Below are 25,252 nucleotides of genomic sequence, written 5' to 3'. Positions count from 1 at the left end.
ATCCGCACCCCTACCTGAGAGATCTGCCGTGGCCGACCGCTTGATCGTTCGTGGCGCTCGCGAACACAACCTGAAGGACGTCTCGCTCGACCTGCCCCGGGACGCCTTGATCGTATTCACCGGCCTGTCCGGTTCCGGTAAGTCCAGCCTGGCCTTCGACACGATCTTCGCCGAGGGCCAGCGGCGCTACGTCGAGTCGCTCTCGGCGTACGCACGGCAGTTCCTCGGCCAGATGGACAAACCCGACGTCGACTTCATCGAGGGCCTGTCGCCCGCGGTGTCGATCGACCAGAAGTCGACGTCCCGCAACCCCCGCTCCACCGTCGGCACCATCACCGAGGTCTACGACTACCTGCGCCTGCTGTGGGCGCGCATCGGCAAGCCCCACTGCCCGCGCTGCGCCCGTCCCATCGCCCGCCAGACCCCCCAGCAGATCGTCGACCGGGTCATGGAGCTGTCCGAGGGCACCCGCTTCCAGGTGATCGCCCCGGTGGTGCGCGGCCGCAAGGGCGAGTACGCCGAGCTGTTCCGCGAGCTGCAGACCAAGGGGTTCGCCCGCGCCCGGGTGGACGGCACGGTGGTCAGGCTCGAGGAGCCCCCCACGCTGAAGAAGTACGAGAAGCACGACATCGAGGTGATCGTCGACCGGCTCTCGGTCAAGGACACCGCGCGCCGCCGCCTCAACGACTCGGTGGAGACCGCGCTCCAGCTGTCCGGCGGCACGATCACCCTCGACTTCGTCGACCTCCCCGAGGACGACCCCGGGCGCGAGCGGTTCTACTCCGAGCACCTGTACTGCCCCTACGACGACCTGTCGTTCGAGGAGCTCGAGCCCCGGTCGTTCTCGTTCAACTCGCCGTTCGGCGCCTGCCCCGACTGCACCGGCCTCGGCACCCGCATGGAGGTCGACCCCGAGCTCGTGGTGCCCGACCCCGAGCGCACGCTCGGCGACGGCGCCCTGTCACCGTGGGCGGGCGGCCACACCAGCGACTACTTCATCCGCCTGATCGAGGCGCTCGGCCTCGCCGTCGGCTTCGACCTGGACACCCCGTGGGAGCGGCTGCCCAAGCAGGCCCAGAAGTCCCTCCTGCACGGTCACGACGAGCAGGTCCACGTCCGCTACAGCAACCGCTACGGCCGGCAGCGCTCCTACTACACGACCTTCGAGGGCGTGATCCCGTGGGTGCAGCGGCGGCACGCCGAGGCCGAGAGCGACTCCTCGCGCGAGCGGTACGAGGGCTTCATGCGCGAGATCCCCTGCCCGGCCTGCAAGGGGGCGCGGCTCAAGCCGGTGTCCCTGGCGGTGACGGTCAGCGAGCGGTCCATCGCCGACATCTCGGGCATGTCGATCGGCGAGTGCGCGGCGTTCCTCGGCTCGCTCGCCCTCTCCGAGCGGGACATGCACATCGCCGAGCGGGTGGTCAAAGAGATCAACGCGCGGCTCGGCTTCCTGCTCGACGTCGGCCTCGACTACCTCACGCTGGACCGCGCCGCGGGCACCCTGGCCGGCGGCGAGGCGCAGCGCATCCGGCTGGCCACCCAGATCGGCTCCGGCCTGGTCGGCGTGCTGTACGTCCTGGACGAGCCGTCCATCGGCCTGCACCAGCGCGACAACCAGCGGCTGCTGGACACCCTGATCCGGCTGCGCGACATGGGCAACACGCTGATCGTCGTCGAGCACGACGAGGACACCATCGCCATGGCCGACTGGGTGGTGGACATCGGGCCGGGCGCCGGGGAGCACGGCGGCCAGGTCGTGGTGTCCGGCACCGTCGAGCAGCTGCTGGCAAGCGAGGACTCCCTGACGGGGGCCTACCTGTCGGGGCGCCGGTCCATCGACGTCCCGGCCACCCGGCGCAAGCGGGACGCCAAGCGCCGGCTGGTGGTCAAGGGCGCCAGGGAGCACAACCTCAAGGGCGTGGACGTCGAGTTCCCGCTCGGGGTGTTCACCGCGGTCACCGGCGTGTCGGGCTCGGGCAAGTCCACCCTGGTCAACGACATCCTGTACGCCGCGCTGGCCAAGGAGCTGAACGGCGCCAAGACCGTGCCGGGCCGCCACTCCCGGGTCACCGGCACCGACCTCGTCGACAAGGTCGTCCACGTCGACCAGAGCCCGATCGGGCGCACGCCGCGGTCCAACCCGGCCACCTACACCGGGGTGTTCGACCACGTGCGCAAGCTGTTCGCCCAGACCACCGAGGCCAAGATCCGCGGCTATCAGCCGGGCCGGTTCAGCTTCAACGTCAAGGGCGGCCGGTGCGAGGCGTGCTCCGGCGACGGCACCATCAAGATCGAGATGAACTTCCTGCCGGACGTCTACGTCCCCTGCGAGGTCTGCCACGGCGCCCGGTACAACCGGGAGACCCTGGAGGTCCACTACAAGGGCAAGACCATCTCCGAGGTGCTCGACATGCCGATCGAGGAGGCGCTGGAGTTCTTCGACGCGATCCCGGCGATCAAGCGCCACCTCAAGACGCTCAACGACGTCGGCCTGGGGTACGTCCGGCTCGGCCAGCCGGCCACCACCCTGTCCGGCGGCGAGGCGCAGCGGGTCAAGCTGGCCTCCGAGCTGCAGCGCCGGTCCACCGGCCGCACGGTGTACGTCCTGGACGAGCCGACCACCGGCCTCCACTTCGAGGACATCCGCAAGCTCCTCGGGGTGCTCGGCCGCCTGGTCGACGGCGGGAACACCGTGATCGTGATCGAGCACAACCTCGACGTGATCAAGACGGCGGACCACATCATCGACATGGGGCCCGAGGGCGGGTCGCGCGGCGGTGAGGTGCTCGCGATCGGCACGCCCGAGCAGGTGGCCCGGATCGAGGACAGCCACACCGGGCGCTTCCTCAGCAAGATTCTGGCGACCTGATCCCGGGGGATTCAGACGTCCCCAACTAATGAAACATTCAACCGGTCCACACGCGCGGGTGGCCTGGACTGTGGTCAACCGCCCCGGCGGTCCCGTCAGCACCGTCCTGGCCACCTGATCTAATGAAAGATTCAACGAACTATGTGATTTGAGCCGGACGTTATGCGTATTCGTTCATACTTCCTGAGTCGGGCGTGGCTCAACCTGAACCAAATCCGGTCGCGGATCGTACCGGGTAGGACTCACCTCAAGGAAGGCGAACGATGACGGAGACGGAAACGACACGGCGCGCGGTCATGGTCGGCGCCGGCGGCGCGGGCCTCGCCGCGGTGCTGAGCGCGTGCAGTGGGTACGGTGCCGCCCCCGCCGGCAACGGCGCGGCGACTGAGCCCGCCCCGACCGGGGAGGCGTCGCCGTCCGGCGGTTCCGGCGCCGGGGACTCGGTGGGCGGCCTGGCCAGCACCGCCGACATCCCCAAGGGCGGTGGCAAGATCTTCAAGGCAGAGAAGATCGTCATCACCCAGCCATCGGACGGCGAGTTCAAGGCGTTCAGCTCGATCTGCCCCCACATGCAGTGCCCCGTGGGCTCGGTCAGTGGCGGCAGCATCGTCTGCCACTGCCACAACAGTAAGTTCAGCATCGCCGACGGCTCGGTACAGGAGGGCCCCTCCAAGGAGGGCCTGGCCGAAAAGCCCATCAAGGTAGACGGCGGCAACATCGCCCTAGCCTGACGCATTCCCACCACGGCCCCACACTCCGCGGGCGCCCCGGTCCCCTCCGGAGCACCCCTCCACCCGCGGAGCCACCGCCCCGGCCGTGCAACGCCCAACCCGGCGCCCCACCCCGCGTGGCACCCTCACCCCCACGCCCCCGAAAGGACGCCGGACGACCACCCCACCCGGAGCCCTCCACACAACCTCCCGCTCCACCGTTTCCACCATCAGAACGACCGGTCACCATGCGCCACCGTCATGGGTTACGTCCGTCGTCGGGACGAGTAGTGACCATGCGCCGGCGTCGTGGGTCCGACCATCACCGGCACGAGCGGTTCATCAGCGGCGTCGTGGGTTTCGTCCGCGGCCGGGCTAAGTGGTGACCACATGCCGGCGGCGTGGGCTTCGTCCGGCAGGAGAAGCGGTCACCGTGCGCCTGTGTCGTGGGCTTCGTCCGCCCGGTGGGTGAAGTGGTCACTGTGCGCCTGTGTCGTGGGCTTCGTTCACGGGTGGGTGAAGTGGTCACTGTGCGCCTGTGTCGTGGGTTCGTCCGCCGGTGGGTGAGTGGTCACCGTGCGTTGTGCTGTGGGTTCGTCCGCCGGTGGGACGAACGAGCGGTCACCATGCGCCACCGTCCCGGGGTTGTTCGACCGGCGCCGCGGCGGCGGGACGTGGGACGGCGAATTCGGCGCCGTCTTACGGTGGTTGACCGGCCGGGCGGGACGGTAGGACGGGGTGATCGATCCGGCGCCGTAGTACTCACTGCCCACCCGAGGCGCGTGAACTTCGCGGATATGCGGTACCTCGTGACGGCGGGCACGGGGGGCTACACGTGCGGAGATCGCGGGGGGCTACCGTGTGCGGAGGTCTCGGGGGCGTGGTCCGGGAGATCGCCGGGGGGGTGTGACCACCGCTTGTTCCCGGTGGTGGGTGGACGCCGGGGCGGTGGGTGGTGTGGGGTGGGTGCTCGGCCTGGGGTGGAAGGGCTGGGCGGGGCCCCCTAAGCGGGTGGCTTGGGGCCCTGATCTGTCGGTGGGGGCGGATAGGCTTTCTTTGTGGCCAGACCCGCGAACACCCCCCTGAGTTACCGGCCCGAGCCCGGGTCGGTCCCCGAGTCGCCGGGTGTCTACCGGTTCCGGGACGCCCACGGCCGGGTGATCTATGTCGGCAAGGCCAAGAGCCTGCGGCAGCGGCTCAACTCCTACTTCGCCGACTTCGCCGGGCTGCACCCCCGCACCCAGACCATGCTCACCACCGCCGAGCGCGTCGACTGGACGGTGGTCGGCACCGAGGTCGAGGCCCTCCAGCTCGAATACTCCTGGATCAAAGAGTTCGACCCCCGCTTCAACGTCAAGTACCGCGACGACAAGTCCTACCCCTACCTCGCCGTCACCATGGGCGAGGAGTTCCCCCGGGTCCAGGTGATGCGCGGCGCCAAGCGCAAGGGCACCCGCTACTTCGGTCCCTACTCCCACGCCTGGGCCATCCGCGAGACCGTGGACCTGCTGCTGCGGGTGTTCCCCATCCGCACCTGCTCGGCGGGCGTGTTCAAGCGGGCCGGCCAGATCGGCCGCCCCTGCCTGCTCGGGTACATCGACAAGTGCTCGGCCCCCTGCGTCGCCAGGGTGACCCCCGAGGAGCACCGGGCCCTCGCCGCCGACTTCTGCGACTTCATGGGCGGCAACACCGGCCGCTTCATCAAGCGGCTGGAACGCGAGATGCGCGAGGCCGCCGCCGCCGAGGAGTACGAACGGGCCGCGCGCCTGCGCGACGACATCCAGGCGCTCCAGCGGGCCCTGGAGAAGCAGGCCGTGGTCCTCACCGAGGACACCGACTGCGACGTCGTCGCCCTCGCCGAAGATCCCCTGGAGGCAGCCGTCCAGGTGTTCTACGTGCGCGGCGGGCGCATCCGCGGCCAGCGCGGCTGGGTGGTCGGCGAGGTCGACGAGAACGGCCCCGGCGAGCTGGTGGAGCACTTCCTGCTCCAGATGTACGCCGAGGCGGCGCCGGAGGCGGTGCCCCGCGAGGTGCTGGTGCCCGCCATGCCGCCGGACGCCGAGGCCCTGGCCGAGCTGCTCGGCGAGCGCAGGGGCGGCAGGGTCGAGGTGCGGGTGCCCCGGCGCGGCGACAAGAAGACCCTGATGGAGACGGTCGAGCGCAACGCCAAGGAGGCGCTGGTCCAGCACAAGCTGCGCCGTTCCAGCGACCTGACCACCCGCAGCCGGGCCCTGCAGGAGATCGCCGACGCGCTCGGCCTGGAGCAGGCACCGCTGCGCGTCGAGTGTTACGACGTGTCCCACCTGCAGGGGGACGACGTGGTGGCCTCCATGGTGGTGTTCGAGGACGGCCTGGCCCGTAAGAGCGAGTACCGCCGGTTCGCGATCCGCGGCATGGCCGGGCAGGGGGACGTCGCGTCCATCTACGAGGTCATCTGCCGCAGGTTCAAGCGGTACCTGGAGGAGCGGTCCTCCAGCGGCGAGCTGGACCCCGAGCCGATCGACCCCGAGACCGGCAAGCCGCGCAGGTTCGCCTACCCGCCGAACCTCGTCGTCGTGGACGGCGGCCCCGCCCAGGTGGCGGCGGCCCAGCGGGCGCTGGACGAGCTCGGCGTGGACGACGTCGCGGTGAGCGGCCTGGCCAAGCGCCTGGAGGAGGTCTGGCTGCCCGGCGACGACCAGCCCGTCATCCTGCCGAGGTCCAGCGAGGGCCTTTATCTTCTGCAAAGGGTGCGTGACGAGGCCCACCGCTTCGCGATCACCTACCATCGGGCCAAGCGCGCCAAGTCGTTGACGGAGAGCGCCCTGGACGAGATCCGCGGCCTGGGCGCGGCCCGCAAACAGGCGCTACTCAGACATTTCGGATCCGTCAAACGGTTGCGGGGGGCGACCGTGGACGAGATCCAGGAGATTCCAGGCATCGGCCGTGCCACGGCCGAGGCCATCGTCGCGGCGCTGAAGGGGGAGAGCACGTGACCGAGCACAGGAGACCGTCCGGCAGACCCGCCACACCCCACCCGGCACCCACCACAGGATCGGGCGCCACCGGGAGTACGGCCGAGCAACCGGACACGGCCACAGGATCAGGTCCCACCAGAGGAACGGCCGCCACGGGGCCCGGCACGCCCGTGGGATCGGGCGCCGCAGGGACGGGCACCGCCAGAGGAACGGCCGCGGGGCCGGGTACGGCCGCGGGCTCGGGTGCCGCCGGAGGGACGGGTATTCCGGGGCCGGACACGGCCGTAAGCGCGGGTATCGCCGCAGGGGCGGGTGCCGCAGGGCCAGGTTCGGCTGCTGGGGCGCGTTCCGCTGCGGGGACGGGTGCTTCGGGGCCGGGTACGGCCGGAAGGGCGGGTGTCGCCGCAGGGGCGGGTGCCGCTGGGCCGGGTTCGGCTGCTGGGGCGGGTTCGGCTGCTGGGCCGGGTTCCGCCGCGGGGACGGGTGCGTCGGGGCCGGGTACGGTCGCGCGGTCGGGTTCCGCTGGGGGGACGGGTGCTTCGGGGGCGGATACGGCCGTGAGGGCGAGTGTTGCCGCTGGGGGAGCGGGTGCTTCGGGGGCGGTTGCGGGTGCGGGTTCCGCTGGGGGTGTGGGGGCTGTGCGTGTGGGTGTCGCGGGTGGGAGTGGGGGGGCGGGGGATACCGCGTTTGTCATCATTACCGGGATGTCGGGGGCCGGGCGGAGTACGGCGGCCAAGGCGTTGGAGGATCTCGGCTGGTTCGTGATCGACAATCTGCCGCCGGGGATGTTGTTCGCCATGGCCGAGGAGGCCGGGCGGGTGCAGCTGGACACCGACAAGGTGGCCGCCGTGGTCGACGTGCGCAGCATGGCGTTCACCACGGATCTGAACACCGCGATCGAGGAGCTGGAGGGGCGCGGCGTCGCGGTGCGGGTGGTGTTCCTGGAGGCCAGCGACGAGGAGCTGGTCCGCAGGTTCGAGGCGGTGCGGCGCCCGCATCCCCTCCAGGGTGAGGGCAGGCTGGTGGACGGCATCGCCCGCGAGCGCGGCCTGCTGCGCGACGTCCGGGCCAACGCCGACCTGGTCATCGACACCACCGCGCACAACGTCCACGAGCTGCGCGGCAAGATCGTCTCGTTCTTCGGCGGGGAGGGCCGTCCCGGCCTGCGGGTCAACGTGCTCTCCTTCGGCTTCAAGTACGGCCTCCCGGTCGACGCGGACCTGGTGGTCGACTGCCGTTTCCTGCCGAACCCCCACTGGGTGCCCGAGCTGCGCCCCATGACGGGCCTGGACGCCCCCGTGCGCGATTACGTCCTCAGCCAGCCGGGCGCCAAGGAGTTCCTCGACGCCTACGAGGAGGTCGTCGGCGTCATCGCGGCGGGTTACGTCCGCGAGGGCAAGGGATACGCCACCCTCGCCGTCGGCTGCACCGGAGGCAAGCACCGCAGCGTCGCCATGGCCGAGCAGATCGGCGCCCGATTGCGTGATCGGGGGATGGAAGTGCAGGTGAGCCATAGGGACACAGGCCGCGAGTGAGCCACCAGAACCCCCGGACAACGACGTCCGCCTTCACCGCTCCCGCCCGGAGCGGCCCACCTTCCGCGCCCGGTGCCGCCCACCGGCCCGCGGGCGAGGCTCCACTCGCCGGCCCTGACCCGTTCCACGACCCCGGCCCGCCCGCCGGGCGGGACCGGCATGCCCGCCCGCGACAGGGTGACGTGCCGGAGCGGGACGCCGGAGACGGTGCCGAGGTCGGCAGGGGACCGCGGGTGGTGGCGTTCGGTGGGGGCCATGGGCTTTACGCGTCCTTGTCGGCGCTGCGGAGGGTGGTGGGGAAGGTCACGGCCGTGGTCACCGTGGCGGATGACGGGGGATCCAGTGGGCGGTTGCGGCGGGAGCTCGGGGTGCTGCCGCCGGGGGATCTGCGGATGGCGCTGGCGGCGTTGTGCGGGGACGACGAATGGGGGCGGACCTGGAGCGAGGTCGTGCAGCATCGGTTCCGCAGCGAGGGGGAGTTACACGGTCACGCGGTCGGCAATCTGCTGATCGTGGCGCTCTGGGAACTGCTCGACGACCCCGTGGCGGGGCTCGACTGGGTGGGGCGCCTGCTCGGCGCGCACGGGCGGGTGCTGCCGATGGCGTCGGTGCCCATCGACATCGAGGCCGAGGTGGAGCTGGACGGCGTGCTCAGCGTGGTCCGCGGCCAGGTGGCGTGCGCCGGCACGCCGGGCAACGTCCGGTCGATCTCACTGGTGCCCGCCGACCCCCCGGCCTGCCCGGAGGCGGTGGCGGCGGTCCGCGACGCCGACTGGGTGGTGCTCGGCCCCGGCTCGTGGTTCACCAGCGTGCTGCCGCACCTCATGGTGCCGGAGCTCGCCGAGGCGCTGCACCGCACCGCCGCCCGCCGCCTGGTGGCGCTCAACCTGGCGCCCCAGCCGGGCGAGACCGACGGGTTCTCCGCCGAGAAGCACCTCCAGGTGCTGCACGAGCACGCCCCCGGCCTCACCGTCGACGTGGTGCTCGCCGACCCCGGCGTGGTGGGCGAGCGCGGCGAGCTGGAGAAGGCCGTCGAGTCTCTCGGCGGCCGCCTGGTGCTGGCCGAGGTGGCCGCCTCCGACGGCTCACCCAGGCACGATGCACGACGGCTTGCCTCGGTCCTGGACGAGATTTTCCGTGAGAAGCGTTGATCCTGGTCAGCGCGCCCACAGGGTGCGAGAGACTTGCCGGGGGCCCGCGGAGCCACGTGGCGGCGACGCACCGGCCGCCGGGTACGGCGCGGCGGCGCCGTCAATGACGACGGGTCGGTATGTCTGTATGGGGGAGGACACACGCACATGGCCATGACGGGTGTGGTGAAGGACGAGCTGAGCCGGCTCGCGGTGCTTAAGCCCTGCTGCCGCAAGGCCGAGGTGTCGACCCTGTTGCGGTTCGCGAGCGGCCTGCACCTGGTGGGCGGGCGCATCGTCATCGAGGCGGAGCTGGACACCAACGCCACCGCCCGGCGCCTGATCAAGGACATCGGCGAGGTGTTCGGCCACAAGGCCGAGGTGATGGTGCTGGCCCCGGCGGGCCTGCGCAAGGGGTCGCGCTACGTGGTCCGGGTGTACCGCGACGGTGAGGCGCTGGCCCGGCAGACCGGTTTGATCGACAACCACGGCCGCCCGGTGCGCGGGCTGCCCCGGCAGGTGGTCGCGGGGGCGACCTGTGACGCCGAGGCGGCCTGGCGCGGGGCGTTCCTGGCGCACGGCTCGCTGACCGAGCCGGGCCGCTCGATGTCGCTGGAGGTCACCTGCCCAGGCCCGGAGGCGGCGCTGGCGCTGGTCGGCGCGGCCCGGCGGCTGAAGATCCACGCCAAGGCCCGCGAGGTGCGCGGGGTGGACCGCGTGGTGGTCAGGGACGGCGACGCGATCGGCGCGCTGCTCACCCGGCTCGGCGCGCACGACAGCGTGCTGGCCTGGGAGGAGCGCCGCATGCGCCGCGAGGTGCGCGCCACGGCGCACCGCCTGGCCAACTTCGACGACGCCAACCTCCGCAGGTCCGCCCGGGCGGCGGTGGCGGCCGGGGCGCGGGTGCAGCGGGCACTGGAGATCCTCGGCGACGACGCCCCCGAGCACCTGGTGATCGCCGGCCGGCTGCGGGTCGAGCACAAGCAGGCGTCGCTGGAGGAACTCGGCCAGATCGCCGACCCGCCGCTCACCAAGGACGCCATCGCGGGACGCATCCGCCGCCTGCTCGCCATGGCCGACAAGCGGGCCTCCGACCTCGGGATCGCGGCGACCGACGCCAACCTCACGGCGGACATGCTCGCCCCCTGAGCGGGGGGGCGGAGCCACGTGGTCTACACCAATGGGCACCCGGTAGGCTTGCGTGAGGTTTCAGCCCGCCACGGCGCCGGCCCGAGCCGGCGCACGAAGTTCGAGGAGATCTGGTCCCGTGAGCATCCGCGTAGGCATCAACGGCTTCGGCCGCATCGGCCGCAACTTCTGGCGTGCCGTGGCGGCGAGCGGCAAGGACATCGAAGTCGTCGCGGTCAACGACCTGACCGACAACGCCACGCTGGCCCACCTGCTGAAGTACGACAGCATCCTGGGCCGTCTTCCGTACGAGGTGAAGAGCTCGGCCGACGAGATCACCGTCGACGGCAAGGCGATCAAGGCGTTCGCCGAGCGCGACCCGGCCAAGCTGCCCTGGGGCGACCTCGGCGTGGACGTTGTCGTCGAGTCGACCGGCCTGTTCACCGACGCCGCCAAGGCCCGCGTGCACGCCGACAACGGCGCCAAGAAGGTGATCATCTCCGCGCCCGCCAAGGGTGAGGACATCACCATCGTTATGGGCGTCAACCACGACAAGTACGACCCGTCGGCGCACACGATCATCTCCAACGCCTCCTGCACCACCAACTGCCTGGCCCCCATGGCGAAGGTCATCAACGACACCTTCGGCATCGAGAAGGGCCTGATGACCACCATCCACGCCTACACCCAGGACCAGAACCTCCAGGACGGCCCGCACAAGGACCTCCGCCGCGCCCGCGCCGCCGCGCTGAACATCGTGCCCACCTCCACCGGCGCCGCCAAGGCGATCGGCCTGGTGCTCCCCGAGCTGAAGGGCAAGCTGGACGGCTTCGCGCTGCGCGTGCCGATCCCCACCGGCTCGGCGACCGACCTCACCGTCGAGCTCAAGCGCGAGGTCACCGTGGAGGAGGTCAACGCCGCGCTCAAGGCCGCGGCCGAGGGCCCGCTGCGCGGCTACCTCACCTACACCGAGGACGAGATCGTGTCCTCCGACATCGTCACCGACCCCTCGTCCTGCATCTTCGACGCCGGCCTGACCAAGGTCATCGGCAACCAGGTGAAGGTCGTCGGCTGGTACGACAACGAGTGGGGTTACTCCAACCGCCTCGGCGACCTCATCGAGCTGGTGGGCGCGCAGCTCTGATGCGCACCATCGACACGCTCGACGTCAAGGGCCGGCGCGTGCTCGTGCGCGCCGACCTCAACGTCCCCCTCGACGGGGACGTCATCACCGACGACGGCCGCATCCGCGCGTCGCTGCCCACGATCAACGACCTGGCCGGGCGCGGGGCGCGCGTCATCGTCTGCGCCCACCTCGGCCGCCCGAAGGGCAAGGTCGTGCCCGAGTTCTCGCTGGCCCCGGTCGCGGCCCGCCTCGGCGAGCTGCTCGGCCGCCCGGTGCGCTTCGCCTCCGACGTGGTCGGCGAGTCCGCCCGCGCGGTCGTGACGGCGCTCGGCGACGGCGAGGTCGCCCTCCTGGAGAACCTCCGCTTCGAGGCGGGCGAGGACTCCAAGGACGACGCGGCGCGCGGCGCGTTCGCCGACAAGCTGGCCGGCCTCGCCGAGCTGTACGTCGGCGACGGGTTCGGCGCGGTGCACCGCAAGCACGCCAGCGTCTACGACGTGCCGAAGATCCTCCCGCACGCGGCGGGCGGCCTGATCGTGGCCGAGGTCGAGGTCCTAAAGAAGCTCACCGAGGACACCGCGCGGCCGTACGCCGTGGTGCTCGGCGGCGCCAAGGTCTCCGACAAGCTCGGTGTGATCGCCAACCTGCTCACCAAGGTCGACCGGCTGATCGTCGGCGGCGGCATGGCGTACACCTTCCTCAAGGCCCAGGGCCACGAGGTCGGCAACTCCCTGCTCCAGGAGGACCAGCTCGGCCAGGTGAGCGGCTTCATCGCCGAGGCGGAGAAGCGCGGCGTCGACCTGGTGCTGCCGGTCGACATCCTGGCCGCCACCCACTTCGCGGAGGACGCGCCGCACGACGTGGTCGAGGCGACGGCGATCCCCGCCGACCGCGAGGGCCTGGACATAGGCCCGAAGACCCGCGAGCTGTTCGCGGCCAAGCTGGCCGACGCGCGGACCATCTTCTGGAACGGCCCGATGGGCGTGTTCGAGTTCGAGGCGTTCGCCGACGGCACCCGTGCCGTCGCCGAGGCGCTGATAGCCTCCGAGGGCTTCACCGTCGTCGGCGGTGGCGACTCGGCGGCCGCCGTGCGCAAGCTCGGCCTCCCCGAGGACGGCTTCTCCCACATCTCGACCGGTGGCGGGGCCAGTCTCGAATACCTTGAGGGCAAGACCCTTCCCGGACTCGCCGCGCTGGAGGACTGACCATCATGACGACCGTGAGGCCGCAGCGGGCGGAGCGTGCGCGATGAGCACCGCCCGCAAGCCCCTGATGGCGGGCAACTGGAAGATGAACCTCAACCACCTCGAGGCCATCGCCCTGGTCCAGAAGCTGGCGTTCACGCTCACCGACAAGGACTTCGACCGCGCCGACGCGGCGGTGCTGCCGCCGTTCACCGACCTGCGCAGCGTGCAGACCCTGGTGGACGGCGACAAGCTCCGCATCCTGTACGGCGCGCAGGACGTCTCCGAGCACGACGGCGGCGCTTACACCGGCGAGGTGAGCGGCACCATGCTCGCCAAGCTGGGCTGCACGTTCGTGCTGGCCGGCCACTCCGAGCGGCGGCAGTACCACCGCGAGGACGACCAGCTCGTCAACGCCAAGGTGCAGGCCGCCTACCGCCACGGCCTGACGCCGATCCTGTGCGTCGGCGAGGGGCTGCCGGTCCGCCAGGCGGGCGGCCAGGTGGCGTACACCCTCTCCCAGCTCGACGCGGCGCTGAACGGCGTGAAGACCGATCAGGCCAAGTCGATCGTGGTGGCCTATGAGCCGGTCTGGGCGATCGGCACCGGCGAGGTGGCCACTCCGGACGACGCGCAGGAGGTGTGCGGGGCGATCCGCACGCGACTCGCCGAGCTGTACGACACCGAGGTGGCCGCGGCCGTCCGTATCCTTTACGGTGGGTCGGTCAAGTCCGGCAACATCGCGGGCATCATGGCGCAGCCGGATGTCGACGGTGCCCTGGTCGGCGGCGCGAGCCTAGATCCGGCGGAATTCGTTAAGATCTGTCGATTTGGCGAAATGTCGGGCTAGCTGAAGAGTTTGGGAGGTACGACGTGGGATTACGACGTACTCTCAAAGAGAAGCCTTGAATCGTCGGAAGACGATGGTCGTGCAGGTCAGGTCGCGCCCCGGCGCGCGTTACACGGAAACAGGTCAACGGTGATCATCGGAATCTCCATCGCCCTCATACTCGCGAGTGGCCTCATGGTCCTGCTCGTGCTGCTCCACAAGGGCAAGGGTGGCGGCCTCTCGGATCTCTTCGGCGGTGGGTTCACGTCGTCGTTCGGTGGATCCTCGGTGGTGGAACGCAACCTCGACCGGCTCACGATCATCACCGGTTCGATATGGCTCGTCTGCATCGTCGCGCTGGGCCTGTTGCTGAAGCCGTAGCGCTCCGCCGGGCAGGCTGAGAGAGTTCTTCCCCGCCGGTGGCGGGCGATCAAGCGAGGAGTTCATCCGTGGGCAGTGGCAACGCGATCCGTGGTAGCCGTGTCGGCGCAGGTCCGATGGGGGAGGCCGAGCGCGGCGAGGCGGCGCCTCGCGTGCGGGTCTCGTTCTGGTGCGCCAACATGCACGAGACGCGTCCGAGCTTCGCCAGCGACGCGGCCGTCCCGGAGTACTGGGACTGCCCGCGGTGCGGCCTCCCCGCCGGTCAGGACGAGACGGCTCCGCCCGCTCCGCCGCGCAACGAGCCGTACAAGACGCACCTCGCGTACGTGAAGGAGCGGCGCAGCGACACCGACGGCGCGGCGATCCTCGCCGAGGCCCTGGAGCGCCTGCGCAACAACCGTTCGCCCTGGTAGAACGCCGTCTCGAAGGCTCCCCCGGGTCCGCCCGGGGGGCCTTTCGTGCTTTCGCGCGTCTCAGGGCCGCTCGTACACCGCCTCGCCGCCCGCGAACGTCATCGCGACCCGGGTGGTCCAGATCTCCCCGGGCGGCAGCGTGAACGGGTCGCGGTCGAGCACGACGAGGTCCGCGCGGCCGCCCTCGGCGATCACGCCGGCGTCGTCGTCGTGGTTGATCCACGCCGAGCCCGCGGTGTACGCCGCCATGACCGTCGCCAGGTCGATCCGCTGCTCGGGCAGGAACGGCGTGCCCGCGGTCGGGTAGCCCGCGTGCACCGACCCGCCGGGCTCGGTGCGGTTGACCGCGACGTGCATGCCCTGCAGCGGGTCGGCCGAGGAGACCGGCCAGTCGCTGCCCGCGCACAGCCGCGCCCCGGTGCGCACCAGCTCGGCGAAGGGGTACTGCCACGACGAGCGCTCCTCGCCGAGGAAGGGGATGCACAGCTCGTCCATCTGCAGGTGGTGGGTGGCCCACAGCGGCTGCAGGTTGGCGGTGACGCCGAGGCGGCCGAAGCGCGGCACGTCGGACGGCTCGATGATCTGCACGTGCGCGATGTGGTGGCGGTTGCTGGGCGAGGTGCCCTCCAGGGCGTCCAGCGACTCCCGGACGGCCCGCTCCCCGATGGCGTGGAAGTGCACCTGGAACCCCAGCCGGTCCAGCTCGGCCACGTGGCCGCGCAGCAGGACCGGGTCCACGTACGACAGGCCGCGCTGATCGGGCCCGCAGCCGCAGTACGGCTCTATGACCGCCGCGGTGAAGTTCTCCGCGATGCCGTCCTGCATGATCTTGACACTGCCCGCCGAGAACAGCCCGCCCGCCATGGCGCGGCGCGCGGTAAGCTCCTCGATCTGCTCGGCGCCTCGCGTGCGGTCCCACCACAGGGCGCCGACCACGCGGGCCCTGAGCCGGCCTGAGGCGGCGGCGGACAGGTACGCGGGCAGATTGTCGTCCGAGCCCGCGTACGAGCCCACGATGGCGTCCTGCCAGCCGGTGACGCCCAGCGAGAACAGGTGGTCCTGCGCGTCCAGCAGCGCCGCCTCGATGTCCGCGGGGGAGGGGCGGGGGGTGAGCAGTCCCACGAGGTCCATCGCGCCCTCGTGCAGCACGCCGCTCGGCGTGCCGTCCCGGTCGCGCTCGATGCGCCCGTCGGCGGGGTCGGGCGTGGCGGCGGTGACGCCGGCGAGCTCCAGTGCCCGGGTGTTCACCCAGGCCGCGTGGTGGTCGCGCTGGATCAGGTACGCGGGCCGGTCGAGGAAGTCGAGCTGCGAGCGGTGCGGGAGGCCGCCGGGGAACGCCGCCATGTCCCAGCCGCCGCCGTCGATCCACGGCCGGTCCGGGTGCGCCGCGGCGTACGCGGACACGATCTCCAGGTAGGCGGGCAGGCCGAACACCTCCGACAGCTCGCACTTCGCCCGTTCCAGCCCGGCCTGCACGGGGTGGACGTGCGCGTCGGTGAAGCCTGGGGTGAGCAGCCGCCCGGCCAGGTCCACGGTGTCGTGGCCGGGACGCGCCAGGGGCACCACGTCGGCCTCGGCGCCGACGGCGGCGACGCGGCCGTCCCGCACCAGCACCGCGTCCGGGCCGCCGGCCGGCGGGGGGCAGGGGGTGGGGCCGGTGAACACGGGGCCGCCCCGGAAAATCAGATCGCTCATCGAGGACATCCTGCTCCATCAACGGGTGGCCACGGTGACCGGCCCGCCTGGTGAGCCTAGTGATTCCTGACAAATGTGATGGAACACGTGTTAAGCGCAAAACCGCCGAACGAAACCCCTGGCTCATCGCTGCGTAGCAGTCCCGTAACAGAGCGACTGCATCCTTGGAGACTCGGGATGAAGGTGATGGAGGAGGTTGGGGAATGGGTTTCCTGCGGATCCGGACCACCGTGGACGAACGGCCGGGCAGGCTGGCGTCCCTCGCCGCCGCGCTCGCCGCCAAGGGGGGCAACATCCTCGGGCTCAGCGTGCAGCCCGACACCGACGGCACCGTGGACGAATTCGTCGCCGACATCCCGGCCTCGGCGGAGACCGTGCGCACCGCCCTGGAGGCCGCCGGCGGACGGCGGGTCCAGGTGGTGCCCGCCACCGCGCACGAGCTGACCGACGAGCCGACCAGGGCCCTGCTGCTGGCCGTCCGGCTGCGGGACATGCCGTGGCGGCTGCCCGAGGTGCTCGCCGAGCTGCTGCGCGCCGACGACGCCCGCTGGGTGTACGGCGCCGACCTGTCCGACCTGCCCGACCCGACGCTGCTGACCGTTCCGGTGGCCCCGCGCCGCGCCATCCGGCTACGCCGCCTCGGCCTGCCGTTCACGCTGACCGAGGCGGCCCGCGCGGCGGCCCTGGTGCGGCTCGCGCAGCCCCCGGCCGAGACCGTCTCCGCCGAGCGGCCCCTGCTGCTGTCCGACGGGGTCGAGGTGCAGGTGCGCCCGCTCACCCCGCTGTACCGCGAGGCGGTGCGCGACCTGCACGACCGCTGCTCGCCCGACTCACGGCGGTTCCGCTACTTCACCGCGATGCCCGCGCTGCCGCCGCGGATGTTCGACCGGCTCTGCGACCGCGACCACGGCCACTCGATGGTGGCCGGGTACGACGGCCAGGTGGTCGCGCTGGCCAGCCTGACGTTCAGCCCCGATCCCGGGATCGCCGAGATGGCGGTGCTGGTGGAGGACCGCTGGCAGGGGCTCGGCCTCGGCCGCGCGCTGGTCGGGATGCTGCTCACCGAGGCGCGCGACCTGGGGTTCGCCGAGGTCAAGGCCACCATGTTGTCCGACAACACGCGTATGCGCCGCCTGCTGGTCTCGCTCGGCGCCACCCTGTGCTACACCGAGGACCCCGGCGTGGTGGAGGCCAGGATCGCGGCGGGCGCGATCGTGCCCTCCCCGCGGCGGGGCTGAACACCCGTCAGGCTCCGGCCGTGCCGGTGCCCTCCTCGTCGTCCGGGGTGCCCTCCCCAGGCGACGGCGCGGGGCCGCGGCCGGGGCGCTCGGGGGCGGGCGGGATGCCGTAGGCGTCCAGGCGGCGCTCGATGCGGTCCAGGCTCTCCAGGATGCGCTCCAGGCGGGCGCCGTACGACGGCGGCATCATCAGCGGCGACGTGGTCTCCTCCAGCGGGCCGCCGAGGCGCCGGGCCCTGAGCGTCGAGACCTCCTCGACGACGGCGTCCCTGGTGCGCTTGAAGTCGACCTCGTGGCGCTCCAGGATCTGGACGGCCGTGCCCTGGGCCTCGCGCATGAGGCCGAGCAGGATGTGCTCGGTGCCGATGTAGTTGTGATGGAGCTGCATGGCCTCGCGCAGGGACAGCTCCAGCACCTTCTTGGCCCGCGGGCCGAAGGGGATGTGCGGGGCGGGCTCATCGTCTCCCGCAGAGCCGCCGAGCTCCCGCACCTCGGCCCGCACCTGCTCCAGGCTCAGCCCGGCCTCCCTCAGCACCGCGCCTGCCAGCCCGTTGCCCTCGCCGAGCAGGCCCAGCAGGATGTGCTCGGTGCCTATGACGTTGTGGTTGAGGCGTCTGGCCTCTTCCTGGGCGACGACCACCACGCGGCGGGCGGGGTCGGTGAAGCGCTCGAACACGGGGGCCTCCGGTGCGGTCCGTGCCGGCCGGTCGCGACGTCTCGCGTGCCCGGCCCGGTGTAGTGCTTCCACTATGCGTCACCCGGTGGCCTCCCGGGGCGGATCTTCCGCTCCCGCCCCGGCGCGTGTGACGGCCGTGACCCATGCGAGAGCGGCTCATCCACAGGTTCCGTTCACCTTCACGTCACCCCGTCTTCCTACTCTGTGGGCCCATGGCATGGAAGAGCAAGGTCAACGCGGCTCTCGAAGGGATCACGGGGTACAACATCACCCGGGCACGGACGGCCGACCCGTCCGAACCGCCGGAGCCGGCTTCCCCGCCGGAGGCGCCGCGGCCCCCCGCCGACCCCGTGGCCGACCGTCTGCTGCGCGCCCCGGTGTTCGTGCTGTCGCCGGTGCGGTCCGGGTCGACCCTGCTCCGCGTCATCCTGAACAGCCACTCGCGGATCCACGCGCCGCACGAGATGCACGTGCGGCGGCTCGCGGTCACCATGACCACCGACCCGGTGCGGCAGGCCATGGAGGCGCTCGGGCACACCACCAGCGACGTCGAGCACATCCTGTGGGACCGCATGCTGCACCGGGAGCTGGTGCGCAGCGGCAAGGACGTCCTGGTCGACAAGACCCCGAGCAACGTGTTCGCGCACAAGCGCATCACCACGTGCTGGCCGGACGCCAGGTTCGTCTTCCTGATGCGCCACCCCGCGTCCATCGCGGCCTCCTGGCACGAGGCCGACCCGGTGGCCCGTCCCATGGAGGAGGCGATCCGGCACACCTACCAGTACATGCGCGACCTGCAGGAGGCCCGGCGCCGCCACGACGGCATCGACGTCCGCTACGAGGCCCTGGTGGACGACCCGGCCGCCGAGATGCGCCGCGTGTGCTCCTACCTCGGCGTCGGCTTCGAGCCCGGGATGATCCGCTACGGCGACCACGACCACGGCGAGTTCGTCAAGGGCATCGGCGACTGGCGCGACAAGATCCGCACCGGCAAGGTCCAAACCGGCCGTCCACTCCCCAACCCCGACGAAATCCCCGAGGCCCTCCGAGAAATGGCCACCGCCTGGGGCTACCTCTAACAGATCTACAAGGTAAAGCCCCCCGCCCGCGACACGGACGGGAGACGCGGTGCGGACGGGAGACGCGGTGCGGACGGGAGACGCGACGCGGACGGGAGACGCGACGCGGACGGGAGACGCGACGCGGACGGGAGACGCGGTGCGGGGGCAGGACGAGACGGGCTGCCCAATCACGGGGCGGCGGGCCTGCCGGCGCTGCCGGATCAGGGACGGCTGGCCTGCCCGGAGCAGCGGTCTGCCTGGATCAAGGGAGGCGGGCCGCCCGATCACGGGGCGGCGGACCTGCCGGATCAAGCGCTGCCCGATCAGGGACGGCTAGCCTGCTCGGATCAGGGGCCTGCCCGGATCAGGGGCCTGCCCGGATCAGCGGTCTGACTGGATCAGGGGGAGGCGGGCCTGCCGAGGCCGGGGGGGATCTTGGAGGCGGCGGCGCGGTCCAGGAGGAACAGGGTGCGGGAGCGGCCGCGGACGCCGGCCGCGGGGATCTGGAAGTGGCCGGTGTCCTGGAGGGCCAGGCGGACGGCGCCTGCCTTCTCCTCGCCCGCGGCGATCACCCAGACCTGGCGGGCCGCGTTGAGGGTGGGCAGGGTCATGGTGATCCGGGTGGGCGGGGGCTTCGGGGCGCCGTGCACGGCGGCCACCGGGCGCTCCTCGTACAGGGCGGGCATCTCGGGGAACAGCGACGCCACGTGACCGTCGGGGCCGATGCCGAGAAGCACGATGTCGAACGACGGGACCGGGCCGTGGTCCTCCGGGCGAGCCGCCCGGCGCAGCTCCTCGGCGTAGCGCTCGGCCGACTCTCCGGCGGAGAGCCCGGAGTCCGGCCCGCGCATGACGTGCACCCGCGCCGGGTCCAGGTCCACCCGGTCCAGCAGGGCCGCGCGGGCGCCGGTCTCGTTGCGCTCGGGGTCGCCGCTCGGCAGGAAGCGCTCGTCCCCCCACCAGACGTCCAGCCGCGGCCACTCCACCGCCGCGTGCGCCGTCGTGGCGGCCACCTCGGCGAGCGTGGCGATGCCCATCCCGCCGCCGGTCAGCACCACGTGCGCCGACCCCTTGGCGGCCTGCGCGTCCACCAGCCCCACGATCAGCCGCGCCGCCACGGCCTTGGCCAGCAGCTCGGCGTCCCGGTGCACCAGGACCGATGGGACGCTCACGACGCCGGATCCCGTCGCGGACGGCAGGGCACGGTCACGATGGCGGATCCCGTCGGTCGCAGGTGTCGGAGGGCGCTCATGACGCGAGCACCCGGGGCAGGCGGCCCGGAGCGCCGAGCGCCCCGGTCAGGTGGCGCCGAGTGCACGCGAGCGCCCTGGGGTAGGTGGCGCGGAGCGCATTCGAGCACCTGAGGCAGGTCGCGGGGAGTGCTCATGGGGCGAGCACCTGAGGCAGGTGGCGGGGAGTGCTCATGGGGCGAGCACTCGGGGCAGGTGGCGGGGAGTGCTCATGAGGCGAGTACCCCGGAGCGGGTGGCTGGGAGTGCTGATGAGGCCAGCATCCGGGGCAGGTGGCGGGGGACGCTCGTGGTGTGAGCGTCCTGGCGTGCGTGGGGCGGGGTGGGCACGCGGTCAGACTCCCTTGCAGGTGGTTACCTGCTTGATGGCGCGTTCGTAGATCTGGTCGGGGTCCAGGCGTCGTAGTTCCTCGGCCAGCAGGTCCGAGGTGGGGCGGCGGGCCAGGGCGACGTGGCGGTCGGGCTGGCCGGGACGCGACAGGGTGGCGGTGCGGGAGTCGTGGCGCTCGATGCGGATGTCGCCGTCCTCGGCGGTGCTCAGGCGCACCGCGGTCAGGCCGGGGCCCTTGGACGTGGTCACCGCGATCGGGGCGTCCAGCCGCTCCGACAGCCACGCGGCCAGCAGCGCCGCGCTCGGATGGCCCGGCTCCGCCTCCACGAAGCCCTCCGCGACGCGCCCGACCGGCTGGTCGAAGGCCGCCGCCAGCAGGCTGCGCCACGGCGTGATGCGGGTCCAGGCGAGGTCGGTGTCGCCGGGGGAGTAGCCGTCGATCCGGCTCTTCACCGCCGCCACCGCGTCCTGCGAGGAGCGGGCGTCGGTGATGCGGCGCTGGCCGAACGCGCCCACCGGGTCCTTGGCGGGCGACCGCGGCGCCTCGCCCGGCCACCACACCACCACCGGGATGTCCGGCAGCAGCAGCGGCGACAGCACCGAGTCGGCGTGCTCGCGCAGCTCGCCGTACAGGCGCAGCAGCACCACCTCGCCGGTGGTCAGCTCGCCGACACGGATCTCGGCGTCCAGCCGGGTCGCCTCCTCGCGCTCGCGAGGGATGACCGCCAGGATGCGCGAAGGATGCTCACGGGACGCCTCGGACGCCGCCCGCACCGCGTCGTACTGCCGGCTCTCGTCGCACACCACGACCAGCGTCAGCACCATGCCCACCGCGGGCGCGCCCACCTGGTGGCGCAGCCGGGTCAGCTGGGAGGAGATGTCGGAGGCCGTGGTGGACCCCATCAGAAAACTGGTCACAGTCGCCTCCAGGTGCGGCCGTCCCTGGCCATCATCTCGTCGGCCGAGGCGGGGCCGCCGGTGCCCGACGGGTAGCCCTCGGGCTGCTCGGGCTGGTCGGCCCAGTACTGCTCGATCGGGTCGATGATCTTCCAAGACAGCTCGACCTCGCGCTGGTGCGGGAACAGCGGGGGATCGCCGATCAGCACGTCCAGCAGCAGCCGTTCGTACGCCTCGGGGGAGGACTCCAGGAACGCCTCGCCGTAGGCGAAGTCCATGTTGACGTCCCGGACCTCCATCGCGGTGCCCGGCACCTTGGAGCCGAACCGCACGGTGATGCCCTCGTCCGGCTGGATGCGGATCACCAGGGCGTTCTGCCCGAGGATCTCGGTGTCGGTCTTGGTGAACGGAAGGTGCGGCGCCCGCTGGAACACCACGGCCACCTCGGTCATCCGCCGCCCGAGCCGCTTGCCGGTGCGCAGGTAGAACGGCACACCCGCCCAGCGCCGGTTGGCGATCTCCAGTTTGATGGCGGCGTACGTCTCGGTGTTGGAGTCCGGCGGGATGCCGTCCTCCTCCAGGAAGCCGTGGACCGGCTCGCCGCCCTGCCATCCGGCGCTGTACTGGCCGCGCGCGGTGGCGAGGCCGAGGTCCTCGGGGAGGGTGACGGCCTCCAGGACCTTCTCCTTCTCCCGGCGCAGCGGCGCGGCGCCGAAGGCGGTGGGGTCCTCCATCGCCACCAGGGCCAGCAACTGCAGCAGGTGGTTCTGGATGACGTCCCTGGCCGCGCCGATGCCGTCGTAGTACCCGGCCCGGCCGCCCACGCCGATGTCCTCGGCCATGGTGATCTGGACGTGGTCGACGTAGCCGCGGTTCCAGATGGGCTCGAACAGCGTGTTGGCGAACCGCAGCGCCAGGATGTTCTGGACGGTCTCCTTGCCCAGGTAGTGGTCGATGCGGAACACCGAGTCGGGCTTGAACGCCGAGTCGACGACGCGGTTCAGCTCGCGGGCGCTGGCGAGGTCATGCCCGAACGGCTTCTCGATGACGACGCGGCGCCAGGCACCCTCGGGCGGCTTGGTGAGCCCGGTGCGCTTGAGCTGCCGGATGATCACCGGGAACGCCTTGGGCGGCGTGGACAGGTAGAAGGCGTAGTTGCCGCCGGTGCCGCGGGTCTGGTCGATCTCGGCCAGGGCCATGGTCAGCGCGTCGAACGCGCCGTCGTCGTCGAACGAGCCGGGCACGAAGTGGAGGCCCTCGCAGATCTGCTTCCAGACCTCCTCGCGGAACGGCGTGCGGGCGTGCTCCTTGACGGCGTCATGGGTGATCTTGGCGAAGTCCTGGTGCGCCCAGTCGCGGCGCGCGAAGCCCACCAGGGAGAACCCCGGCGGCAGCAGCCCGCGGTTGCCGAGGTCGTAGATGGCGGGCAGCAGCTTGCGCCGGGCCAGGTCGCCGGTGACCCCGAAGAGCACCAGCACGCACGGCCCCGCGACCCGCGGCAGCCGCCGGTCGCCCGGGTCGCGCAGCGGGTTGGCCGCGGCCACCGCCATGGTGGTCGCGGTGCTCGCGACGGCCTGGGCGGCGGCCACCGAATCGTCCGGGGCGGCGTGCGGCGCGCCCTCCCCGGCCGCGCCGGCGCCGGGCGCCGGGGCGGCGGCAGGCGGGCCGCCGTCGCTGCCGGGTCCCGCGGTCCCGGGCGCCGGGTCCCCGGGCGCGGGGCCCGGGTCCGGACGCTCACTGTCGATCATCAAACCTCCCGTGCGGCGGCGAGAAGGTGCCTGACACCCGCCTCGCGATCGGTCAGGTGCAGGCGTACTGCCGGTCGCCCGCGCTGGCGGAGGGCGTCGAGGTCGCCGAGGGCCTGGGCGAGCTGGAGCCTGCCCAGGGTGTAGGGCTTGCCGGGCACGTCGAGGTCGTCGGTCACGGCGCCGGTGATCTGCAGGAAGACCCCGTTCTGCGGGCCTCCCTTGTGGTACTGGCCGGTGGAGTGGAGGTAGCGCGGGCCCCAGCCGAAGGTGACCGGCCGGTCGGTGCGGATGGCCAGCAGCCCCTGCAGGGAGGCCGGGTCGTGCGCCGCCCAGATGTCGGTGATCGTCTCGAACGACGCCTCCGGCGGGACCGGCACGTCGAACGCCGCCTCGCGGTCGAGGTAGGCCAGGATGGCGAGGTAGCCGCGGTCGGGGATGTCCTGGAGCACCGCGGTCAGCACGTCGGAGAGGTCCTTGGCGTGCGGCGGCAGGTCGCCGTAGACCTCGACCGGGCCGTCGACCAGCGCCGGGGTGCCGGTCGGCAGCGGGCCGTCGCCGGCCTCGCCGAGGATGCGGGTGGTGTTCTCCTTCGACTCGGCGACGTTCGGCTGGTCGAAGGGGTTGATGCCGAGCAGGCGCCCGGCGACGGCCGTGGCGTACTCCCAGATCAGGAACTGCGCGCCGAGCGGGGCGTGGACCTCGATGTCGCCCTCGGTGTCGATGCCGGCCACCAGCTCGTCCCCGGCCTCGTTGGGCTCGGACCCGGCGACCGGGAGGACGCCGCGGCCCTGCTTGCCGGTGGACTCGGCGATGAGCTGCTCGATCCAGTCGGGCAGGCCGTTGATGTCGGACAGGCTGTCGTCGAGCAGCAGCTTGTCCCGCCCGGAGGCGGCGGCGGAGCCGATGGCGGTGCCGAGCAGCAGGCCGGGCTCGTCGTCGGCGCCGAGCTGTTCACGGGCCTGGGCGGCGTCGTCCAGCAGGCGGGTGACGTCGGCACCGGCCAGCGCGCTCGGGACCAGGCCGAAGGCGGTCAGGGCGCTGTAGCGGCCGCCGACGTTGGGGTCGGCGAGGATCACGGTGTACCCGGCCTCGATGGCGGACTGCTCCAGCGGGGAGCCGGGGTCGGTGACCACGACGATGCGGTCGGCCGGGTCGATCCCGGCGTCGCGGAAAGCCTTCTCGTAGATGCGGCGGTGGCTGTCGGTCTCGACCGTGGAGCCGCTCTTGCTGGACACGACCACGACGGTGCGGTCCAGCCGGTCGGCCAGCGCCCGGCGCACCTGGCCCGGGTCGGTGGTGTCCAGCACGGTCAGCGGCACGTCGGCGGAGGCGCAGATGACCTCCGGCGCCAGGGAGGACCCGCCCATGCCGGCCAGCACGACGTGTTCCAGGCTCTCGGCGCGCACGCGCTCGACCAGCTTGCCGATCTCGGGTAGCAGCTCGCGCGAGGTGATGGGCAGGCTCAGCCAGCCGAGCCGGATCGCGGCCTCGGACTCCGCCTCGCCCCCCCAGAGGGTGGCGTCGCCGTCGGCCAGCGCCCGCGGGACGCCCTCCTCGGCGAGCTTCCGCGCAGCCTCGGCAGCCGCCGCGGCCACCGAATCATCACCGAACGTTACCGACATATCCATCCTTACCTAGTAATCCTCACGCGCCGTACATCCCCCACCCCGACCCCCCGGCCCGACACCTTCCCCGCCTCCAGCCACCCGGTCCCCGCAAGGTCCCGGTCACCCGGTCCCCGCAAGGTCCCGGCTACCCGGTCCCCATCAGGGTCCCGGTCACCCGGTCCCCGCAAGGTCCCGGCTACCCGGTCCCCGCAAGGTCCCGGCTACCCGGTTCCCATCAGGGTCCCGGCTCGATCCGGTCCCCACAAAGGTCCCTGTTACCCGGTTCCCGCAAGGGTCCGGCCCGATCCGGTTCCCGTAAGGGTCCCGGTTACCCGGTCCCCGCGAGGGTCCCGGTCACCCGGTCCCCGTAAGGGTCCTGGTCGATCCGGCCTCGTAGAGGCCCGATCGGCGCAGCGCCCACGGGCTCCGGTCCGCCGGATGCCCTGAGGGCTCCGGTCGGCTCCGGCGCCCGCGGGGCCCCGGCCACC

The 25,252-nt window shown here is 72.0% G+C and carries 18 protein-coding genes and 1 pseudogene; 13 read left to right on the top strand and 6 right to left on the bottom strand.

The window, feature by feature from the left end; translation table 11 throughout:
* Positions 1-28: 28 nt before the first annotated feature.
* The 11 genes from uvrA (at position 29) to ACFP1K_RS19480 (ending at position 14,262) form a co-directional block, all read left to right on the top strand.
* Positions 29-2,869, top strand: a complete 2,841-nt coding sequence (uvrA, locus tag ACFP1K_RS19530; RefSeq protein WP_380755221.1) for an excinuclease ABC subunit UvrA — start codon at positions 29-31, stop codon at positions 2,867-2,869.
* Between the two features lie 263 nt (positions 2,870-3,132).
* A complete protein-coding gene (locus ACFP1K_RS19525) occupies positions 3,133-3,600 on the top strand; it encodes a Rieske (2Fe-2S) protein (RefSeq protein ID WP_380755219.1) in 468 nt (155 codons plus the stop codon).
* A 1,061-nt stretch (positions 3,601-4,661) separates the two neighbouring features.
* Complete coding sequence (uvrC, locus tag ACFP1K_RS19520) at positions 4,662-6,554, top strand: excinuclease ABC subunit UvrC (RefSeq protein ID WP_380755280.1); 1,893 nt, start codon at positions 4,662-4,664, stop codon at positions 6,552-6,554.
* Between the two features lie 626 nt (positions 6,555-7,180).
* A complete protein-coding gene (rapZ, locus tag ACFP1K_RS19515) occupies positions 7,181-8,071 on the top strand; it encodes an RNase adapter RapZ (RefSeq protein ID WP_380755278.1) in 891 nt (296 codons plus the stop codon).
* Between the two features lie 233 nt (positions 8,072-8,304).
* Positions 8,305-9,222 carry a gluconeogenesis factor YvcK family protein gene (locus ACFP1K_RS19510; RefSeq protein WP_380755276.1) on the top strand — a complete coding sequence of 306 codons (918 nt, stop codon included), beginning with the start codon at positions 8,305-8,307 and terminating at the stop codon, positions 9,220-9,222.
* 147 nt (positions 9,223-9,369) lie between these two features.
* On the top strand, positions 9,370-10,350 hold the full coding sequence (whiA, locus tag ACFP1K_RS19505) for a DNA-binding protein WhiA (protein ID WP_380755217.1): 981 nt from the start codon (positions 9,370-9,372) through the stop codon (positions 10,348-10,350).
* A 118-nt stretch (positions 10,351-10,468) separates the two neighbouring features.
* The gene (gene gap / locus ACFP1K_RS19500) at positions 10,469-11,473 is read left to right on the top strand and encodes a type I glyceraldehyde-3-phosphate dehydrogenase (protein ID WP_380755214.1); all 1,005 of its coding nucleotides are present in this window, start codon (positions 10,469-10,471) and stop codon (positions 11,471-11,473) included.
* On the top strand, positions 11,473-12,660 hold the full coding sequence (locus tag ACFP1K_RS19495) for a phosphoglycerate kinase (protein ID WP_380755213.1): 1,188 nt from the start codon (positions 11,473-11,475) through the stop codon (positions 12,658-12,660). The genes gap and ACFP1K_RS19495 overlap by 1 nt, the downstream gene beginning before the upstream one ends.
* 43 nt (positions 12,661-12,703) lie before the next feature.
* Positions 12,704-13,489 (top strand): triose-phosphate isomerase, encoded by a 786-nt coding sequence (gene tpiA, locus ACFP1K_RS19490; RefSeq protein ID WP_380755211.1) that lies wholly within the window; start codon positions 12,704-12,706, stop codon positions 13,487-13,489.
* 129 nt (positions 13,490-13,618) lie between these two features.
* Positions 13,619-13,849 (top strand): preprotein translocase subunit SecG, encoded by a 231-nt coding sequence (gene secG, locus ACFP1K_RS19485; RefSeq protein WP_380755209.1) that lies wholly within the window; start codon positions 13,619-13,621, stop codon positions 13,847-13,849.
* Positions 13,850-13,917: 68 nt separating this feature from the next.
* Positions 13,918-14,262: an RNA polymerase-binding protein RbpA gene (locus tag ACFP1K_RS19480; protein ID WP_380755207.1), complete on the top strand. Its 345-nt coding sequence runs from the start codon at positions 13,918-13,920 to the stop codon at positions 14,260-14,262.
* A gap of 60 nt (positions 14,263-14,322) precedes the next feature.
* Here ACFP1K_RS19480 and ACFP1K_RS19475 read toward each other — a convergent pair whose 3' ends face one another.
* Complete coding sequence (locus ACFP1K_RS19475; protein WP_380755205.1) at positions 14,323-15,957, bottom strand: amidohydrolase; 1,635 nt, start codon at positions 15,955-15,957, stop codon at positions 14,323-14,325.
* 203 nt (positions 15,958-16,160) lie between these two features.
* Between ACFP1K_RS19475 and ACFP1K_RS19470 the strand changes: the two genes are divergently transcribed.
* Positions 16,161-17,195: a GNAT family N-acetyltransferase gene (locus ACFP1K_RS19470; RefSeq protein ID WP_380755203.1), complete on the top strand. Its 1,035-nt coding sequence runs from the start codon at positions 16,161-16,163 to the stop codon at positions 17,193-17,195.
* 253 nt (positions 17,196-17,448) lie between these two features.
* On the opposite strand, the pseudogene ACFP1K_RS41385 reads toward ACFP1K_RS19470, so the two are convergent.
* Positions 17,449-17,871: pseudogene (locus ACFP1K_RS41385) on the bottom strand (Clp protease N-terminal domain-containing protein); the annotation flags it as partial.
* 212 nt (positions 17,872-18,083) lie between these two features.
* On the opposite strand from ACFP1K_RS41385, the gene ACFP1K_RS19460 reads away from it, so the two are divergent.
* Entirely contained in the window at positions 18,084-18,950 is an 867-nt protein-coding gene (locus ACFP1K_RS19460) for a sulfotransferase family protein (protein WP_380755199.1), read from the top strand.
* 380 nt (positions 18,951-19,330) lie between these two features.
* On the opposite strand, the gene pgl is transcribed toward ACFP1K_RS19460, so the two are convergent.
* The 4 genes from pgl to ACFP1K_RS19440 all read right to left on the bottom strand — a co-directional run bounded on the left by pgl (position 19,331) and on the right by ACFP1K_RS19440 (position 24,785).
* The gene (gene pgl / locus ACFP1K_RS19455) at positions 19,331-20,104 is read right to left on the bottom strand and encodes a 6-phosphogluconolactonase (protein ID WP_380755197.1); all 774 of its coding nucleotides are present in this window, start codon (positions 20,102-20,104) and stop codon (positions 19,331-19,333) included.
* 411 nt (positions 20,105-20,515) lie between these two features.
* On the bottom strand, positions 20,516-21,415 hold the full coding sequence (locus ACFP1K_RS19450; RefSeq protein WP_380755274.1) for a glucose-6-phosphate dehydrogenase assembly protein OpcA: 900 nt from the start codon (positions 21,413-21,415) through the stop codon (positions 20,516-20,518).
* A gap of 11 nt (positions 21,416-21,426) precedes the next feature.
* Entirely contained in the window at positions 21,427-22,959 is a 1,533-nt protein-coding gene (gene zwf / locus ACFP1K_RS19445; protein WP_380755272.1) for a glucose-6-phosphate dehydrogenase, read from the bottom strand.
* Between the two features lie 197 nt (positions 22,960-23,156).
* Positions 23,157-24,785: a glucose-6-phosphate isomerase gene (locus tag ACFP1K_RS19440; protein WP_380755195.1), complete on the bottom strand. Its 1,629-nt coding sequence runs from the start codon at positions 24,783-24,785 to the stop codon at positions 23,157-23,159.
* Between the last annotated feature and the right edge of the window lie 467 nt (positions 24,786-25,252).

The organism is Sphaerisporangium aureirubrum, assembly GCF_042658925.1.
GTDB classification, from domain to species: domain Bacteria; phylum Actinomycetota; class Actinomycetes; order Streptosporangiales; family Streptosporangiaceae; genus Sphaerisporangium; species Sphaerisporangium aureirubrum.
This window is presented reverse-complemented; position numbering and strand designations above follow the sequence as displayed.

Bases quoted from the DNA above. Each gene is read 5' to 3' on its own strand.
- ACFP1K_RS19440 (WP_380755195.1), bottom strand. From the start codon at position 24,785: ATGGATATGTCGGTAACGTTCGGTGATGATTCGGTGGCCGCGGCGGCT.
- ACFP1K_RS19450 (WP_380755274.1), bottom strand. From the start codon at position 21,415: ATGGGGTCCACCACGGCCTCCGACATCTCCTCCCAGCTGACCCGGCTG.
- ACFP1K_RS19470 (WP_380755203.1), top strand. From the start codon at position 16,161: ATGGGTTTCCTGCGGATCCGGACCACCGTGGACGAACGGCCGGGCAGG.
- zwf (WP_380755272.1), bottom strand. From the start codon at position 22,959: ATGGCGGTGGCCGCGGCCAACCCGCTGCGCGACCCGGGCGACCGGCGG.
- ACFP1K_RS19475 (WP_380755205.1), bottom strand. From the start codon at position 15,957: ATGAGCGATCTGATTTTCCGGGGCGGCCCCGTGTTCACCGGCCCCACC.
- ACFP1K_RS19460 (WP_380755199.1), top strand. From the start codon at position 18,084: ATGGCATGGAAGAGCAAGGTCAACGCGGCTCTCGAAGGGATCACGGGG.
- ACFP1K_RS19495 (WP_380755213.1), top strand. From the start codon at position 11,473: ATGCGCACCATCGACACGCTCGACGTCAAGGGCCGGCGCGTGCTCGTG.
- whiA (WP_380755217.1), top strand. From the start codon at position 9,370: ATGGCCATGACGGGTGTGGTGAAGGACGAGCTGAGCCGGCTCGCGGTG.
- tpiA (WP_380755211.1), top strand. From the start codon at position 12,704: ATGAGCACCGCCCGCAAGCCCCTGATGGCGGGCAACTGGAAGATGAAC.
- ACFP1K_RS19525 (WP_380755219.1), top strand. From the start codon at position 3,133: ATGACGGAGACGGAAACGACACGGCGCGCGGTCATGGTCGGCGCCGGC.